General features: G+C 64.5%; 16 protein-coding genes. 9 read left to right on the top strand and 7 right to left on the bottom strand.

The features are described from left to right. Positions 1–53: 53 nt before the first annotated feature. The 8 genes from RIC54_RS22360 (at position 54) to RIC54_RS22325 (ending at position 8,725) form a co-directional block, all read left to right on the top strand. A complete protein-coding gene (locus RIC54_RS22360) occupies positions 54–431 on the top strand; it encodes a VOC family protein (RefSeq protein ID WP_350096755.1) in 378 nt (125 codons plus the stop codon). Between the two features lie 133 nt (positions 432–564). Then, positions 565–2,355: a peptide ABC transporter substrate-binding protein gene (locus RIC54_RS22355; RefSeq protein WP_350151428.1), complete on the top strand. Its 1,791-nt coding sequence runs from the start codon at positions 565–567 to the stop codon at positions 2,353–2,355. Between the two features lie 66 nt (positions 2,356–2,421). Further along, on the top strand, positions 2,422–3,381 hold the full coding sequence (locus RIC54_RS22350; protein ID WP_350096751.1) for an ABC transporter permease: 960 nt from the start codon (positions 2,422–2,424) through the stop codon (positions 3,379–3,381). Then, the gene (locus RIC54_RS22345) at positions 3,347–4,288 is read left to right on the top strand and encodes an ABC transporter permease (protein WP_350096749.1); all 942 of its coding nucleotides are present in this window, start codon (positions 3,347–3,349) and stop codon (positions 4,286–4,288) included. Before RIC54_RS22350 ends, RIC54_RS22345 begins: the two co-directional genes overlap by 35 nt. Before the next feature lie 150 nt (positions 4,289–4,438). Continuing rightward, positions 4,439–5,419 (top strand): ABC transporter ATP-binding protein, encoded by a 981-nt coding sequence (locus RIC54_RS22340; RefSeq protein WP_502989705.1) that lies wholly within the window; start codon positions 4,439–4,441, stop codon positions 5,417–5,419. A gap of 13 nt (positions 5,420–5,432) precedes the next feature. Next, entirely contained in the window at positions 5,433–6,407 is a 975-nt protein-coding gene (locus RIC54_RS22335; RefSeq protein WP_350096747.1) for an ABC transporter ATP-binding protein, read from the top strand. 193 nt (positions 6,408–6,600) lie between these two features. Further along, entirely contained in the window at positions 6,601–7,215 is a 615-nt protein-coding gene (rpsD, locus tag RIC54_RS22330; RefSeq protein ID WP_007671112.1) for a 30S ribosomal protein S4, read from the top strand. A 184-nt stretch (positions 7,216–7,399) separates the two neighbouring features. Next, positions 7,400–8,725: a tetratricopeptide repeat protein gene (locus RIC54_RS22325; RefSeq protein ID WP_350096744.1), complete on the top strand. Its 1,326-nt coding sequence runs from the start codon at positions 7,400–7,402 to the stop codon at positions 8,723–8,725. A gap of 12 nt (positions 8,726–8,737) precedes the next feature. Here RIC54_RS22325 and RIC54_RS22320 read toward each other — a convergent pair whose 3' ends face one another. After that, positions 8,738–9,181, bottom strand: coding sequence for a DUF3592 domain-containing protein (locus RIC54_RS22320; RefSeq protein ID WP_350096742.1), 444 nt, complete (start codon positions 9,179–9,181; stop codon positions 8,738–8,740). Further along, positions 9,178–10,590 (bottom strand): FAD-binding oxidoreductase, encoded by a 1,413-nt coding sequence (locus RIC54_RS22315; protein WP_350096740.1) that lies wholly within the window; start codon positions 10,588–10,590, stop codon positions 9,178–9,180. The genes RIC54_RS22320 and RIC54_RS22315 overlap by 4 nt, the downstream gene beginning before the upstream one ends. A gap of 164 nt (positions 10,591–10,754) precedes the next feature. On the opposite strand from RIC54_RS22315, the gene RIC54_RS22310 reads away from it, so the two are divergent. Then, positions 10,755–11,063, top strand: a complete 309-nt coding sequence (locus RIC54_RS22310) for an NIPSNAP family protein (RefSeq protein WP_350096738.1) — start codon at positions 10,755–10,757, stop codon at positions 11,061–11,063. A gap of 88 nt (positions 11,064–11,151) precedes the next feature. Here the strand turns inward: RIC54_RS22310 and grxD are convergent, their stop codons facing one another. The 5 genes from grxD to RIC54_RS22285 all read right to left on the bottom strand — a co-directional run bounded on the left by grxD (position 11,152) and on the right by RIC54_RS22285 (position 16,729). Next, positions 11,152–11,493: a Grx4 family monothiol glutaredoxin gene (gene grxD / locus RIC54_RS22305; RefSeq protein ID WP_350096736.1), complete on the bottom strand. Its 342-nt coding sequence runs from the start codon at positions 11,491–11,493 to the stop codon at positions 11,152–11,154. Between the two features lie 32 nt (positions 11,494–11,525). Beyond that, the gene (locus tag RIC54_RS22300) at positions 11,526–11,759 is read right to left on the bottom strand and encodes a BolA family protein (protein ID WP_007671094.1); all 234 of its coding nucleotides are present in this window, start codon (positions 11,757–11,759) and stop codon (positions 11,526–11,528) included. 21 nt (positions 11,760–11,780) lie between these two features. Next, a complete protein-coding gene (gene purL, locus RIC54_RS22295) occupies positions 11,781–14,000 on the bottom strand; it encodes a phosphoribosylformylglycinamidine synthase subunit PurL (protein ID WP_350096734.1) in 2,220 nt (739 codons plus the stop codon). 10 nt (positions 14,001–14,010) lie between these two features. After that, complete coding sequence (purQ, locus tag RIC54_RS22290) at positions 14,011–14,700, bottom strand: phosphoribosylformylglycinamidine synthase subunit PurQ (RefSeq protein WP_350096732.1); 690 nt, start codon at positions 14,698–14,700, stop codon at positions 14,011–14,013. A 79-nt stretch (positions 14,701–14,779) separates the two neighbouring features. Next, positions 14,780–16,729, bottom strand: a complete 1,950-nt coding sequence (locus RIC54_RS22285) for a PAS-domain containing protein (protein ID WP_350096730.1) — start codon at positions 16,727–16,729, stop codon at positions 14,780–14,782. Positions 16,730–16,805: the final 76 nt, after the last annotated feature.

The following is a 16,805-nucleotide window of genomic DNA, read 5'->3' as shown; positions in this document are numbered from 1 at the left end:
CGACCCTGACCAGAATGCCGCAACGGGTGCCGGACAGCGGAGGCGACGGGCGCATGTTGGGCCATCTTTCCTTTGGCGTGAATGACCTGGACAGGGCCGCCTCGTTCTACGACGCGATCCTGGCGCCGCTTGGTTACGTCCGGGTCTGGACATCGGCGCATGCGGTCGGATTCGGGGCGCCTGGGGGTGGCGACAAGCTGGCCTTGTTCGCCAAGCCGGGCGAGGTGATCGCGCCCGGTCCTGGGTTCCATCTGGCTTTCACCGCACCGAATCGGGCGGCGGTCGATGCCTTCCATGCCGCCGCTTTGACCGCCGGCGGAGCAGACGATGGCGGACCCGGATTGCGGCCCCGGTACGGCCCATCCTACTACGCGGCATTCGTGCGTGATCCCGATGGATACAAGCTCGAAGCGGTCCATCAGTCGCTGTAATCATTTTATAATGATGGTGTTGTTTCTGCCGACGTAATGGTCTTACCATCCGTGCCAATCGGGGATGGCTGACGAGGGGCGTCAGTGTCACGACCCCGAAATTCATCGCCGATAACGGGAAGGAGAAATCCCGATGAACGAACAGGAACTTCGAGGTCTGATCGCGGATGTAAAAGGGGGCAGCCTGTCCCGTCGCGCGTTTGTGCGGCGGATGGTTGCGGTCGGCCTGACCGCGCCGCTTGCTGCGCAGATGCTGGCGCATAGCGGTGTCGCGATGGCGGCGAGCACGCCGAAATACAAGCCGACGAAGGCCGGCGGTGGCGGTGTGCTGAAGATGCTGTGGTGGCAGGGTCCGACCCTGCTGAACCCGCACTTCGCGGTCGGCACCAAGGACCAGGACGGCTCGCGCATCTTCTACGAGCCGCTTGCGGCTTGGGACGATGACGGCATGCTGATGCCGGTCCTGGCGGCTGAAGTCCCGACCCTGGAGAACGGCGGCGTCGCGAAGGATGGCCTGTCGGTCACCTGGAAGCTGAAAAAGGGCGTGCAATGGCACGACGGCAAGCCGTTCACCGCGGACGACTGCCTGTTTAACTGGAAGTACGCGTCCGATCCGGCCGCCGCGGCTGTGACGATCTCGAGCTACAAGGACGTCGAGGTCCAGAAGATCGACGATCACACCATCAAGGTTTTGTTCTCCAAGCCGACCCCGTTCTGGGCCGACGCCTTTGTCGGCGCCCGTGGCTGCCAGATTCCGAAGCACGTCTTCGAGCCCTATATGGGCGACAAGTCGCGCGACGCACCGGCCAATCTGGCCCCGATCGGCACCGGCGCCTACGTGTTCGAGGAGTTCAAGCCGGGCGATCTGGTCCGCGGCAAGCGGAACACGAACTACCACGAAGCCAACAAGCCGTATTTCGACAGCGTCGAGATGAAGGGTGGCGGTGACGCGGTGTCCGCGGCGCGCGCAGTGCTGCAGACCGGCGAGTACGACTTCGCCTGGAACATGCAGGTCGAGGACGCGATCCTGAAGCGGCTTGAAGAAGGCGGGAAGGGTCGTGTTGACATCACGCTGGGTGGCAGCATCGAGCACATCCAGTTGAACAACACCGACCCTTGGACCGAGGTTGACGGCGAGCGTTCGGTTGTGACGTCCAAGCACCCGTCGCTGACCGATCCGGCCGTGCGGCAGGCGCTGAATGTGCTGGTCGACCGCCAGGCGGTTGAGGACCACATCTACGGCCGTACCGGCAAGGCGACGCCGAACTTCCTGAACAATCCGGAGCGGTTCGCGTCGAAGAAGACCTCGTTCGAGTTGAACATCGACAAGGCGATCAAGCTGCTCGACGGTGCGGGCTGGAAGCCGGGTGCGGATGGCATTCGCGAGAAGAACGGCGTCAAGCTGAAGTACGTCTACCAGACGTCGATCAATCAGCCGCGCCAGAAGACCCAGGCGATCATCAAACAGGCCTGTCAGAAGGCCGGTATTGATATCGAAGTGAAGGCCGTCACCGCGTCGGTGTACTTCTCCTCCGATGTCGGCAATCCGGACACCTACACGAAGTTCTATACCGACCTGCAGATATACACGACCACCCAGACCCAGCCGGATCCGGGGATCTTCATGAACCAGTTCGTTTCGTCGGAGGCTTCCACGAAGGCGAACAAGTGGCAGGGTCGGAACATCACCCGCTGGCAGAATGCCGAGTACGACAAGCTCTTCCTGCAGGGTGAAGGCGAACTCGACCCGGTCAAGCGGGCGGCGCTCTACGTCCGGATGAACGAGTTGCTGATTGAGAACGTGGTCGTCATTCCGGTGGTCTGGCGAGGCGGTGTTGCCGCCGTGTCCAACAAGCTCAGCGCACCGCTGAGCGGTTGGGACAACAATACCTGGAACCTGAAGGACTGGTTCCGCGAGGCTTGATGCCGTGATGTTCGGGAGCCGGCCATCAAGGCCGGCTCCCATCATCCCTACGAAGGTTGCGACATCGTGAGCCAATATCTTCTGCGCCGCATTCTATTGGCGATTCCCAGTCTGTTGGGCATCAGCCTAGTGCTGTTCACCGTCCTGGCCATGGCGCCCGGTGATCCGTTCGGCGAGCTTGCCCAGAATCCGGCCGTACCTCCCGAGGTTGCGGCGTCTCTGCGCGAAAAGTTCGGAATGGATGACCCGATCTGGGAGCGCTACGTAAAGTGGCTGACCCAGATGCTGCAGGGCAACTGGGGCTTCTCATTCGTCAGCCGGGTCGACGTCGATATCCTGATCATGCAGCGCCTGCCGGCCACGCTTATCGTGATCGGCGCGTCGCAGCTTCTGGCTTTGCTGGTGGCGATGCCGGTTGGCGTCTATGCGGCGATGCGCCCCTATTCGCTGTTCGACCAGATCGCGACGACCCTGGCGTTCGTCGGCTTCTCGCTTCCGACATTCTTCACCGGCCTGACGTTGATCCTGATTTTCAGCATCACGCTTGATTGGCTGCCGTTCGTGTACCAATCGAACGTCAATGCGACCGGGTGGCAGTATTACTGGGAGCATATTCGCCAGGCGATCATGCCGGTTACGGTGCTTGGATTGTTCCAGGCGGGTGTGCTGACCCGCTTCGTCCGCTCGGCCGTTCTTGACGTTGTGCGCCTGGACTTCGTGACGACCGCCCGGGCCAAGGGCCTGCGGGAGCGGGTCGTGATCGTGAAGCACATCGTTCGCAACGCCATGATCCCGGTGGTCACGCTGCTTGCGCTGCAGATGCCGGCGGTGTTCGGCGGTGCGATCGTCACTGAACAGATCTTCCGGATACCCGGGATCGGATCGCTGCTGATCGCGGCGATCCTCGCGAACGATACGCCGGTGATCATGGCGGTGACCTTCGTGTTTGCGTGCCTAGTGATCCTCTTCAACCTGATTGCGGACCTCCTCTATGGCTGGCTCGACCCTCGCATCTCCTACCGCTAACGCCCCGGTTCCGGGCGTGGCGAAGCGAAAGCATGTTTCGCCGGGCATGGAGTCGTGGTTGCGATTCCGAAGGCATCGTCTGGCCGTGGCCGGTACGATCGTGCTCGGCCTGCTGGTGCTTTCGGTCCTGCTTGGCCCGATCCTGTGGCCGGTGGCAATCAATGAGATCGACTTCAGCGCGATGCTGCAGGGACCGTCCTGGGCGCATCCGCTGGGCACCGACGATCTGGGACAGGATGTGCTGGCGCGCATGCTCTATGGCGGCCGCATCTCGCTCGCCGTCGGATTATGCGCGATGTTCGTGGCGATCGGCGTCGGTGTGCTGATTGGTGCGATCGCGGGCATGGCCAGGGGGAGTGTCGATACAGCCCTGATGTGGGTGACCGACCTGTTCCTGTCGCTGCCGCAGCTGCCGCTGCTGCTGGTCCTGATCTACCTGTTCCGCGATGTGCTGAAGGAGATCGCCGGACCCGAGATCGGCGTCCTGGTGCTGATTATCGTCGTGATCGGCGGATTGCGCTGGATGCCGGTGGCGCGGTTGGTGCGCGCGCAGTTCTTCTCGCTGCGCGAGAAGGAGTTCGTGGAAGCGGCGCGGGCGTTGGGCGCCTCGACGTCACGCCAGGTGGTGCGCCATATTCTGCCGAACGCGCTCGGGCCGGTGATTGTCGCCGCCACGATCGACGTGGCGGTGGCGATCATCGCGGAGTCGACCTTGTCGTTCCTCGGCCTGGGTGTGCCACCGGACATTCCGACGTGGGGACGCATCCTGTTCGACGCGAAGGACTATCTGGATTTTGCGCCGCACTGGGCGTTCTTCCCGGGCGCCGCAATCTTTCTCACGGTGCTTTGCATCAACTACATCGGCGACGGATTGCGCGATGCACTCGATCCTCGCCGCGTGATCTAGGCGCGGGAAGTACGTTCGACCGCAGCAGTCGCCGCGTATACAGGGCCGGGGGAGCCTTTCTGGCAATGGACGATGTCATGGCAGCAATCCGCGTGGGTGTCGGGGGAGTGAAGTCCGTCCGTGCCCAGTTCATCTCTCCGGGAGCGTAACGTGGCGGAACCGCTGCTCGAAATCCGTGGACTGAAGACACACTTCTCGACTGATGACGGAATGGTGAGGGCCGTCGACGGCGTCGACGTCACCATTGGACGCGGCGAGACCGTCGGGGTGGTCGGGGAGTCGGGTTGCGGCAAGACCGTCACCGCGATGACGGTCCTGAAGCTCATCGCAATGCCGCCGGGCAAGATCGTCGAAGGACAGATCCTCTGGCGCGGCCGGGACCTCGTTCCGCTCGGCCCGGAGGAGATGCGCAAGGTACGCAGCAAGGAGATCGGCATCGTCTTTCAGGAGCCAATGACGTCGCTCAACCCAGTGTATACGGTCGGCGCGCAGATTGCCGAGGTCATCCGGCTGCACGATGGTCTGAACCGTCGCGATGCGATGGACAAGGCCGTCGAGATGCTGCGGCTGGTGAATATTCCGGAACCGGAGCGCCGGGTCCGCGACTACCCGCACCAGTTTTCGGGCGGCATGCGCCAGCGCGTGATGATCGCCATGGCGCTGTCGTGCGACCCGCAGCTGCTGATCGCGGACGAGCCGACTACCGCGCTCGATGTGACGATCCAGGCGCAGATTCTCGACCTGCTCGCCGAGATGCGCTCGCGGCTCGGCATGGCGATGATGCTGATCACCCATGACATGGGCGTCGTGGCCGAGACCGCGCAGCGGGTCGTGGTGATGTACGCCGGCCGGGTCGTCGAGGAGGCAACGGCGGATCGGCTGTTCGCCGAGCCGAAGCACCCCTACACCCAGGGACTGATCCGCTCGATCCCGCGGATCGATACGGCGGCGGTCCAGAAATCGCGCCTCGAGGCGATCGGCGGGGTCGTGCCGAGCCTGATCACGCCACCGCCGGGATGCCGGTTCGCACCCCGGTGCAAGTTCGCCACGGCGGCCTGCACCGAAGCCATGCCGCCGTTGCGGGAAATCGAGCCGGGCCACAAGGTGGCCTGCGTTCTGTACGATGCCTGAGGACAGCCGCGCGATGACCGAACCTCTGCTCCGCGTCAAAGACCTGAAGAAGCACTTCTCGATCAAGGGAGGGGTGTTCAACCGGGAGGTCGATCGCGTGTACGCGGTCGATGGCGTCAGTTTTGATCTCAAGGCCGGCGAGACCCTCGGCGTCGTCGGCGAGTCGGGATGCGGAAAGTCGACGACCGGACGGTGCATCCTGCGGCTGATCGAGCCGAGCGGTGGCGAGGTGTGGTTCGAGGGGAAGGACGTCAATGCCCTGAACGGCCAGGACCTGATGGCCCTGCGCCGCGACATGCAGATCATCTTCCAGGACCCCTTCGCCTCGTTGAACCCGCGGATGACGGTCGCCGGCATCATCGGCGAGGCGCTGATCATCCATAAGCTGGCGAACTCCCAGCAGGAGTTCGAGGACCGGATCGTCGAGCTTCTGGAGACCGTCGGTCTCAACGCCGATCACATGCGGCGCTATCCGCACGAGTTCTCCGGCGGCCAGCGCCAGCGTATCGGCATTGCCCGCGCGTTGGCAGTGTCGCCGAAGCTGATCGTCTGCGACGAGCCGGTCTCGGCCCTCGACGTCTCGATCCAGGCTCAGGTCATCAACCTGCTGGAGGACCTGCAGGAGAAGTTCAGCCTGACCTACATGTTCATCGCCCACGATCTGTCGGTGGTGGAGCATATCAGCGACCGGGTGGCGGTGATGTATCTGGGGCGGATCGTGGAGATCGCCTCGGCCCATGACCTCTATACATCGCCGTTGCACCCGTATACCGAAGCCCTGTTGTCGGCGGTGCCGATCCCGGACCCGTCTCTCCGGCGGGAGCGGATCCGCTTGCAGGGCGATGTGCCGAGCCCGATCCATCCGCCTTCGGGGTGCCACTTCCACACCCGCTGTCCGATCCGCCAGCTGCCGCTCTGCAGCACGGAGTCGCCGACTCTGAAGCAGGGCGAAGACGGACACTGGGTGGCCTGCCACCTGCGCGGTTGACGGTCGCTTGCCGGTTTGAGCGTCGGGGTTTGACTTTCCGGCGACGATCCGTATAAAGCCCGCTCGATTTCCGAGAACGTGGGGTGCGCGTTATTCGTCGCGTGTCCCCGGCCCGGGCCTTGGCCCGCAAGCCCTATCGGGACAATGAAAGCCGACCTTGGAACAAGGCGGCGCAGCAATAGGAGACCGCTTCATGGCGAAGCGCGAACAAGCCAAGCATAAAATCGACCGGCGCCTTGGCGTCAATCTGTGGGGTCGGCCGAAGTCGCCGCTGAACAACCGCGAGTACGGGCCGGGCCAGCATGGCCAGCGCCGCCGCAAGCCGTCCGACTACGGCATCCAGCTGATGGCCAAGCAGAAGCTCAAGGGCTATTACGGCAACATCGGTGAGAAGCAGTTCCGCAAGTACTACGCTGAGGCGGTCCGCCGCCGCGGCGACACCGGCGAGAATCTGGTCGGCATTCTGGAATCCCGCCTGGACGCGGTGATCTACCGGATGAAGTTCGTTCCGACCGTGTTCGCCGCCCGCCAGTTCGTCAGCCACGGCCACGTCAAGGTCAATGGTCGCCGTGTGAACGTGCCGTCGTTCATGGTGAAGGACGGCGACGTGATCGAGGTAAAGGAAAAGAGCCGCGAGCTGCCGATGGTGCTCGAGGCGGTCCAGTCCTCGGAGCGCGACCTGCCGGACTACATGGAAGTCGACCACAGCGCGATGAAGGGTACGTTCCTGCGCCTTCCGAAGCTGGAAGACGTGCCGTATCCGGTCCAGATGGAACCGAATCTGGTCATCGAGTACTACTCGCGCTGATCGAAGAGTTTGGTGGCGCCGGCACTGCCGGCAGCCATACGAACGGCCGACCCTCGGGTCGGCCGTTTTCGTTTGCGACTAAACCGTTTGTTCACGTCTTTCAGGCACGCTATCCTTGAGGCCGTGGGGACGTGTGACAGTAGAATACCGGTCATAGCTCCGCCCTCCAGAAGGGAGAGGCGAAATGTCGACGGCTATCGCAGCCGCACCAGTCCTGGTTCACCAGGCGATTCGGGAGCATCGTAGCGGTCGTATTGACGCGGCATCCGCGTTGTACGCCCGGGCTCTGCAGGTTGACCCAACCGATGCCGATGCGCTCCACCTGTTGGGGGCGTTGCACATCCAGCGCGGCGATGCCGTTGCCGCCGTGCCGTACGCTGCCAAGGCGGTTCTGGTCGAGCCGATGGCGCATCTCGCCTACAACAACCTCGGCCTGATCCTCAAGGGGGCGGGACAGCCGGGGGCTGCCGCCCGATGCTACCGGCAGGCAACAACGATCGCGCCGGACTTTGCGGACGGGCACTCCAACCTTGGCGTGGTCGTCAAGATCGACGGCCAGATGGCCTTGGCCGTGAAGCACTTCCGGCGGGCGATCGAGATCGATCCGTCGCTTGGCGAAGCATGGAACAATCTGGGCAACGCCCTGCAAGAGCTGGGCGAGACCGAGGAGGCCATTGAGGCCTACCTGACGGCGGCGGACTGCCTGCCCGACAACGATACCGTACACTACAATGTCGGCCTTCTGCTCATCGGCGTCGGCTGCCGAGACGATGCCCTGGTGCATCTGCGACGCGCCCTGGAACTGGATCCGGACCGGGAGGGCGCTGCCCACCTCGTTGCCGCGCTCGAAGGCAAGACGACGGTAACCGCACCCCGTTCCTATGTTCGGCAACTGTTCGACTTCTATGCCGCGCGGTTCGACGCACATCTGGTCGGCGACCTGCGCTACCAGGCGCACCGTGGGGTGGTGGATCTCGTCAACGTCGTTGCCGGGTCGGATCGACGGTTCGCGCTCGGCTATGACCTGGGCTGCGGAACCGGGCTGGCGGGGGCTTTGGTGCGTGAGCGCACCGGTGTTCTGATCGGCGTTGACCTGTCGGAGCGGATGCTGCTGCAGGCGGAAACCAAGCGGGTCTACGACACGCTGATCTGTGCCGACATCGATGCGATGCTGGATACGTATGAGGCGGCCCCCGATCTGGTGCTCGCCAGTGACGTGTTCATCTACATCGGTGAACTTGACGGTACGATCGAACGCATCGCCCGCCGAATGGCGCCGGGCGGCATGTTTTCCTTTTCCATCGAGTTCGCGGCGGAGGGGGTGCCCTGGTTCCTGCGCTCGTCAGGGCGTTACGCCCACGGCGACCGGTATGTCACACGGTGTCTCACTGAGAACGGTCTGAGGCTGTTGGCGACCCGGCCGATCATCGTCCGGCATGAACGGGGCGAGCCGCTGGACGGCGCGGTCTACCTGGCGGTCAAACCGATGGATGATGGAACACCGGTCTGACCGATCCGGTGATCAGGTGTCGTCGGGTTCCTGCGGCGGGTTGCGCCACCGGCGGACCGCAACGCCAAGGGTGACAACGGCAAACAGCAGGATCCACACCGGACTCAGCCAGCGGTCGCGAACGTCCAGCAACCGCACATCGTCAATGTTCTGCGGATCGAAGCCAACAACCAGGCGCTCCCCGGCTTCGGTCGGCCGGTAGGTCTCCGCAGCCGCCCGTTCGATGGTTTCACCGGGAGTCGGCGAGAACCTGACCGTGGGGCGGTACAGATCAAAGGTTTCCGACGCACCGAGGGTCTCGACACTGACAACCTCGGCATCGACCTGGACAACGCGACTCAGGAAACCGATCTCGCCCCACAGACCCACGCTGCCGGCGACCAGGGAGACGAGGCCGACCGCAACCAGCGCTCGGGCCCGCAGGAACGGTTTGCGGCGACGCAGCAGCGCGGTCATGCCGGTAGAACCTTGCCGGGGTTCAGGATGCCGGTCGGATCGAGCGCGTGCTTGATCGACCGCATGACTGCGACGGCACTACCGTGTTCGGCTTCCATGAAGTGGATCTTGCCGCGGCCAACGCCATGCTCGCCGGTGCAGGTGCCTTCCATCGCGATTGCCCGCAGAACCATGCGTTCGTTGTGGTCGTGCGCCCGGTCGATCTCGTCGGCGTCGTTGGGGTCAACCACGTAGCCGATGTGGAAATTGCCGTCGCCGACATGGCCGACGATGACGCCGAGCAGATTGGACGCTTCCAGGTCGGCTTTGCTCTCCGCGATGCACTCGGCCAGGCGGGAAAGCGGCACGCAGACGTCGGAGGACATGACCTGGCAGCCGGAGCGCAGCGCACGGGTGGCGTAGTGGGCATTGTGCCGGGCCTCCCACAGGCGGTTGCGGTCCTCGGCCTTGGTCGCCCATTGGAAGTTACCACCGCCGAACTCCCTGGCGATGGCTTCGACGGTTTCTGCCTGCTCCTTGACCCCGGCCTCGGTGCCGTGGAACTCAAAGAACAACGTCGGCACGGCCTCGAAACCCTCGAGCTTCGAATAGGCGATGCAGGCCCGCATCTGTATGTCGTCCAGCAGTTCGACACGGGCGACCGGCACTCCGGTCTGGATCGTGGCGATCGCGGTGTTGACCGCGCTGTCCAGGTCCGGGAACGGGCAGACCGCCGCCGACATCGCCTCAGGGATGCCGTGCAGCTTGAGCTGTATCTCGGTGATGACGCCCAGCGTGCCCTCCGAGCCGACGAACAGGCGTGTCAGGTCGTAGCCGGCCGCCGACTTCCGGGCCCGCCGCGCGGTCCGCACGATCCGTCCGTCGGCCATTACGACGGTGAGGCTGAGGACGTTCTCGCGCATCGTGCCGTAGCGCACGGCGTTGGTCCCGGAGGCGCGGGTGGCGGTCATCCCACCGATTGACGCGTCGGCGCCCGGATCGATCGGGAAGAACAGTCCCTGGTCGCGCAGATGCTCGTTCAGCTGCTTGCGGGTGACACCGGCCTGTACTCGGCAGTCTAGGTCCTCTGCGTTGACTTCAAGGACTTGGTTCATGGCGGACAGGTCGACGGCAACGCCGCCGGCGACCGCCCCGACATGGCCCTCCAGGGAAGTGCCTGCACCGAACGGAATGACCGGGACGCGATGGGACAGGCAGATCTCCAGGACGGCTGAGACCTCCTCGGTGGACTCCACGAAGGCAACGGCGTCGGGCGCCAGGGTGGCGTGGTAGCTCTCGTCGCGACCGTGCTGGTCGCGCACTGACTGGGCGATCGACAGGCGGTCCCCTAGGCGTTGGCGGATCGCGGCCAGAGCGGTCTCGAGCGCCGAGGCGTCGGGACGGGCGGGTACGGCGACGGCTGACGTCATGAGGCGCTCCGGGCAGGCGATCGGTCGATGCGGGACCATAGGGCGCCGCCTGTTCGGATGCCACGCAAAACCGACTGGAGCGGTCGCATTGCTTCGGTTGCGGCCGAAGCATACGGCCTTCGGCGCGGGCTACATCCCGGGTCAGTACCAATCAGGAGGCTGACGTGACAATCACCGTGTTCATCCGCTACCAGCTCGACCCGTTCAAGCGCGATCGGTTCGAGGAGTACGCCCGGAACTGGCTCACCATCATTCCGAACTGCGGCGGCAACCTGCTCGGCTACTGGATGCCGCACGAGGGCACCAGCAACATCGCCTTCGGACTGATTTCGTTCGAGAGTCTCGCTGATTACGAGGCTTACCGGGCGCGGTTGCGCGCCGACGTCGACGGCAGGGAAAACTTCCAGTTCGCCGAGGGCGAACGGCTCATCCTGGCCGAGGAGCGGACGTTCCTACGGCAGGTCGAGCCCTGAACCCAGATGCCGACCGATGGCCGACGGGTATACCGCTGAACAACCGGCGGCTGGGGCGGCGCCGCCGCCCCAGCCGCCGGGATATCAATCAGGCAGCCGGCCGGGCCTCGACGCCATGGGTGTTGAGCATCTCGGTCAACTCACCGGTCTCGAACATCTCACGGATGATGTCGCAGCCACCGATGAACTCACCCTTGACGTACAACTGGGGAATGGTCGGCCAGGAGGAATACTCCTTGATGCCATCGCGGATCGCCGGGTCCTCAAGCACGTTGATGCCCTTGAACTTGACGCCGAGATGGCTCAGCACCTGAACCACCGTGGCGGAGAAGCCGCATTGCGGAAACACCGGCGTGCCCTTCATGAACAGCACCACGTCATTGCCTCCGACCTCCTGGTCGATGCGCTGGCGCAGGGTCTCATCGAGCATTGTCGAAATCCTCCGTTAAGGGTGCTTCGCCGTCACTCCGGCGTCGCCGTCTGCAGAGCCAGGGCATGCAGTTCGGTTCCCATCCGCCCCTGCAAAGCCTTGTACACCATCTGGTGCTGCTGAATCCGGTTCTTTCCCGAGAAGGCAGCCGACACGACGTGGCATGCGTAGTGATCACCGTCGCCGCGCAGGTCCTCAATGGTGACCAGAGCATCCGGCAGCGCGGACTTGATCATCCGCTCGATTTCACCCGCGTCCATCGCCATGACGCAACTCCTCTGTTTCGTTCAGACGCCGCTGGCCATGTAGCCCGGCAGCCATGCTTCGTGTCGTTGGCGAAGCGTCTCCACCGATATGAGATCGCTGCCCCCCACTGTCAAATCGCCGTCGTCGGTGGACGTCCCAACAACACTGGCCGGGACCCCGGCGGCGGCCGCCGCCGACAGGACCCGGTCGGGGTCATCGGTCGTGACCACATAACGGCCCTGATCCTCGCCGAAACACCAAGCATACGCCAGTGCCCCCGTGGGGATCTCGACCGTGGCGCCGAGCCCGCGCCCGGCGAGGGCCATTTCGGCGACCGCCACGAGCAGGCCGCCATCGCCCACGTCATGGCAGGCTGTGACGGCTGCATCGTTGATCAGCCTGCGGACCAGTTCGCCGCTCCGGCGCTCTGCCGCCAGATCGAGTGGCGGCGGGGCGCCTTCCTCGCGTCCGGCGATCTCGCGCAGGTACAGCGAGGCGCCAAGCCAGCCGTCGGCACGGTCGGCGGCCTGCCCGAGCACGACCAGGGTCTCGCCGGCGGCCTTCAGCGAGGGCGTGCACAGTTTGCTGACGTCGTCGATCAGGCCGACGCCACCGATCACCGGGGTCGGCAGGATCGCCTGACCCTCGGTCTCGTTGTAGAGCGAGACGTTGCCGGAGACGATCGGGTAGTCGAGGGCGCGACAGGCGGCCCCCATGCCGTTCACGCTGCCGACGATCTGGCCCATGATCTCCGGCTTCTGCGGGTTGCCGAAGTTCAGGTTGTTGGTCACGGCGAGCGGCTTGGCGCCGACCGCGCAGATGTTGCGCCACGTCTCGACCACCGCGTGCGCGCCGCCGATCTCCGGGTCGGCCACGCAATAGCGCGGCGTGCAGTCGACGGTCACCGCCAGGCCGCGATTGGTGTCCTGGATCCGCACCACCCCGGAATCCGCACCCGGCCGGATCATGGTGTCGCCCATGACCAGATGATCGTACTGCTCCCAGATCCAGCGCCGGCTGGCCATGTCGGGGCATTCCAGCAGCTGGGCGAGCGCGCCGGTCAGGCTGGCCGGTGCGGGCACGTCACCGGAGGCGACCACGGGGCGCTTCGGCGTCGGGATGTGCGGCCGGTCGTACTCCGGTGCCTCGGTCACCAGCGGGCCGACCGGGATCTCGGCCTGTACCGCGCCGTCCTTCTTGAGGACGATCGTGCCGGTCTCGGTCACGGTGCCGATGATGGCAAAGTCGAGATCCCATTTGTCGAACACCGCGCGAGCCTCGGCCTCGGATTCCGGGCGGATGATCATCAGCATCCGTTCCTGGCTTTCCGACAGCATGATCTCGTAGGCGGTCATGCCGGTCTCGCGCACCGGCACCATGTCCAGGTCGAGTTCGATGCCGAGCCCGCCCTTGCCGGCCATCTCGACGCTGGACGACGTGAGGCCAGCGGCACCCATGTCCTGGATCGCGATGATGCAGTCCTTCTGCATCAGCTCCAGGCATGCCTCGATCAGCAGCTTCTCGGTGAACGGATCACCGACCTGCACGGTCGGGCGCTTCTCCTCGGAGTCCTCGGAGAACTCGGTAGACGCCATGGTCGCACCGTGGATGCCGTCGCGGCCGGTCTTGGCGCCGACATAGACCACGGCGTTACCGGGGCCGGCAGCGGCCGAATAGAAGATGCGATCGGCCGGCGCCAAGCCGACGGTCATGGCGTTGACCAGGATGTTGCCGTTGTAGGCGGGATGGAAGTTCACTTCGCCGCCAACGGTCGGCACGCCGACGCTGTTGCCGTAGCCGCCGATGCCGCCGACCACGCCTGCTACGAGATGACGGGTCTTCGGATGATCCGGGCTGCCGAAGCGCAGGGCGTTCAGGTTGGCGATCGGCCGCGCGCCCATGGTGAACACGTCGCGCAGGATGCCGCCGACGCCGGTCGCCGCGCCCTGGTACGGCTCGATGAAACTCGGATGGTTGTGGCTCTCGATCTTGAAGATCGCCGCCAGGCCTTCGCCGATGTCGATGACGCCGGCATTCTCGCCGGGCCCCTGGATGACGTGCGGGCCTTCGGTCGGCAGGGTCTTCAGCCAGCGCTTGGACGACTTGTAGGAACAGTGCTCCGACCACATCACCGAGAAGATGCCGAGCTCGGTGATGTTGGGCTCGCGGCCCATGATTTTCAGGAGAACCTGGTACTCGTCCTCCGAAAGGCCGTGCTCGGCGACCATCTGCGGCGTGATCGCGACGTTCGGAATGCTCATAAGATGTCCTCTACGCCAGCGCCCGGGCCAGGCCGTCGAACAGGCCGCGCCCTTCGGTGCCGCCGTGCAGCGGGTCGATCGCGTCCTCGGGATGCGGCATCAGGCCGAGCACGGTCTTGGTCTCGTTGAAGATGCCGGCAATGTTGCGGCGCGAACCGTTCGGGTTGGCATCTGCACCGTCGCCACCGTCGGCATCGACGTAGCGGAACGCCACCAACCCCCGGTCTTCCAGCCGGTCAAGGGTGGCTTCGTCGGCGTAGTAGTTGCCGTCGTTGTGGGCGACCGGCACCGCGATGGTCTGGCCCGCCGTGTAGCCGCCGGTGAAGATCGACTGGGATGACTCCACGCGCAGGTGGACGGTCTTGCAGATGAACTTCAGGCTGGCGTTGCGCATCAGCGCGCCCGGCAGCATGCCGGCTTCGGTCAAGGTCTGGAAGCCGTTACAGACGCCAAGCACCGGCACGCCCTTGTCGGCGCGTTCCTTGACGGTGCGCATCGCCGGGGAGTGGGCCCCCATGGCGCCGGCCCGCAGGTAGTCTCCATAGGAGAACCCGCCGGGCACAACGATCAGGTCGACCGCGGGCAGGTCGACCTCCTTGTGCCAAACCATGAGCGGATCGGAACCGAATGCCTGCCGCAGGGCGATCATCATGTCGCGGTCGCGGTTCGAGCCGGGGAAGACGATGATTGCGGATTTCATGGGCGCTCCGGGGGCGTCGCGGTGGGCCGGAACCTAGGTCCGTCTCAGGCGAGACGCAAGCGCGGAGCGTAAGGGATTGTCATCGGTCGGTGCCGGCGGCCAGCGCGTCGGGCCGGGCGCCGCCGATGCATTCCTTCGGGAGCCGAATCGTCATGGTGGTGCCCTTTCCAACGGCACTTTCCAACTGCAGTTGGCCCTTGTGGACCTCCACGAACGCCTTGGTCAGCGGCAGCCCCAAGCCGACACCTTCGTAACGCCGGCTCAGCCGATTGTCGGCCTGCTCGAATGGACGCAGTACCTTGGCATGATCCTCGGGGTCGATGCCGATCCCATCATCGATCACGGCAATGGCGACGCCGTCTTCCGCCACCTGCGCGGTTACCAGGATGCGCCCGCTCGGTGGTGTGAACTTCGCGGCGTTGGAGACGAGGTTGATCAGAATCTGGCGGATCAGACGGGCGTCGGCATTGAGGATCGGAAAGTCCGGGGCAACCTCAACATGGATGCCGGCGATTTCCTGACCTCGGCGGGCCCGGACCATCGCGACGGCTGCCTGGATCTCGACCGACAGGTCGACCAGGCCCAGACGGAGCCGGATCTGTCCCATCTCGATCCTGGACAGGTCGAGAACATCCTCGATCAGGCTCAGCAGGTGCTGTCCGCTGGTCTGGATGTCGTGGGCATAGCCTTCGTACCGCTCGTCTCCCAGCGGCCCGAAGATCTTTTGCGCCAGCAGGTCGGAGAAGCCGATGATGGCATTCAGCGGGGTGCGCAGTTCGTGGCTGACGGTCGCCAGGAACAGGCTTTTCGAGCGGTTGGCGATTTCGGCCTGACGCAGGGCTTCCTGAAGTTCGCGTCGCGCGCGGGCCAGTTCCGCGCTGAATTCGGTCTCGTCGGTGGACGTGCCGCGATACCCGCAGAAGCGGCCGGTGTCGTCATAGATGGGCACGCCAGAGACACGCCAGTAGCGCAGTGAGCCGTCGACCGTGGGAATCTCATACCGGAAGTCCCGGAACGGCTCACGGGCGTCCAGCACCGCTTTGTGTGCGGTGAACAGTGGATCGTCCTCGACGTCCACTCCGGCGTTGCCCCAACGGGTCTTGCCGAGGACCTGGGCGACCGGTGGTTCGCGCCGGCCGACGGCGGTGTCGACGACCATTGTGAACTCCAGGTTTTCATCCATCTCCCAGAAGCGGTCGGAGCTGGCGTTTACGAAATCATGAAATCGCTGCTCGCTTTCCCGATAGGCGTGCTCGACGCGCTTTATGTCGGTGATGTCCTGGGAGGTCGTGACGGTACCGCCGTCGGGCAGGCGGTGATCCCTGATCACAATCCATCGGCCGTCCCGCATGCGGGTCGTGTGACTGCGACCGGAGAGACGGTGCATTTCCAGCCGTTTCTGGATATAGGCTTCGGGATCGGCTTCGGCCTCGGCGGCGAGGTTCTTCGCCACCCGCGCCCGGATGTGTTCCTCGAACGTCATGCCCGGGCGCAGTGGCGCGCCTTCGGCCTCGCTCACCTGCCGGATCCGCGCGTTGGCGTAGATCAACCGGTCCTCGGCGTCCCAGACGCGAAGACCATCGGGGGCGTAGTCGAGAGCCTGCTGAAGCGCTTCGAACGTCAGGTCCGCTCCGCGCAGACTTTTCCGATCGTCCTGACGCTCGTGATATGTTGAAACGCTGCCACCCGAGGGAAGCGGGCGGTTGACGACCTTGATCTGGCGGCCGTTCGACCGGGTCAGTTCAATCTGATGCTCAATGTGGTACTGGACACGCTCCAGTTGTTCATTGACCAGATCGTCCGCTGCACCGGAGCCAAACTCGCCCCTTTCGGCGTCGAAACGCAACAGCGCTTCGCGGGTCGTGCCGGGTGCCGCCAGCCCCTCGGGGTAGTCGAAGATCTCTTTGAAACGATTGTTGCAAAACAACAGGACCAGCTGTCGGTCGAACACTGCGAGCCCGACATCGGCATGGTTGAGTGCCTCGATCAGAGGCGCAATGTCTGGCGGCAATGTCGTCGAGTCGAGCAAGTGCGCACTCCGACAGACTTATGCAACAGACCATCTACTGTACCGGAGGACGCCCGGAATCCAAGCAACACAGCGG

Source organism: Thalassobaculum sp. (assembly GCF_040219215.1).
GTDB lineage: Bacteria > Pseudomonadota > Alphaproteobacteria > Thalassobaculales > Thalassobaculaceae > Thalassobaculum_A.
Note: the sequence above shows the minus strand (reverse complement) of the source record. Positions and strands in the feature narration are given on the sequence as shown.

Excerpts from the sequence above, each read along its gene's own strand:
- RIC54_RS22360 (WP_350096755.1), top strand. The coding sequence starts at position 54 with ATGTTGGGCCATCTTTCCTTTGGCGTGAATGACCTGGACAGGGCCGCC.
- RIC54_RS22355 (WP_350151428.1), top strand. The coding sequence starts at position 565 with ATGAACGAACAGGAACTTCGAGGTCTGATCGCGGATGTAAAAGGGGGC.
- RIC54_RS22345 (WP_350096749.1), top strand. The coding sequence starts at position 3,347 with ATGGCTGGCTCGACCCTCGCATCTCCTACCGCTAACGCCCCGGTTCCG.
- RIC54_RS22335 (WP_350096747.1), top strand. The coding sequence starts at position 5,433 with ATGACCGAACCTCTGCTCCGCGTCAAAGACCTGAAGAAGCACTTCTCG.
- rpsD (WP_007671112.1), top strand. The coding sequence starts at position 6,601 with ATGGCGAAGCGCGAACAAGCCAAGCATAAAATCGACCGGCGCCTTGGC.
- RIC54_RS22325 (WP_350096744.1), top strand. The coding sequence starts at position 7,400 with ATGTCGACGGCTATCGCAGCCGCACCAGTCCTGGTTCACCAGGCGATT.
- RIC54_RS22320 (WP_350096742.1), bottom strand. The coding sequence starts at position 9,181 with ATGACCGCGCTGCTGCGTCGCCGCAAACCGTTCCTGCGGGCCCGAGCG.
- RIC54_RS22315 (WP_350096740.1), bottom strand. The coding sequence starts at position 10,590 with ATGACGTCAGCCGTCGCCGTACCCGCCCGTCCCGACGCCTCGGCGCTC.
- grxD (WP_350096736.1), bottom strand. The coding sequence starts at position 11,493 with ATGCTCGATGAGACCCTGCGCCAGCGCATCGACCAGGAGGTCGGAGGC.
- RIC54_RS22300 (WP_007671094.1), bottom strand. The coding sequence starts at position 11,759 with ATGGCGATGGACGCGGGTGAAATCGAGCGGATGATCAAGTCCGCGCTG.
- purL (WP_350096734.1), bottom strand. The coding sequence starts at position 14,000 with ATGAGCATTCCGAACGTCGCGATCACGCCGCAGATGGTCGCCGAGCAC.
- purQ (WP_350096732.1), bottom strand. The coding sequence starts at position 14,700 with ATGAAATCCGCAATCATCGTCTTCCCCGGCTCGAACCGCGACCGCGAC.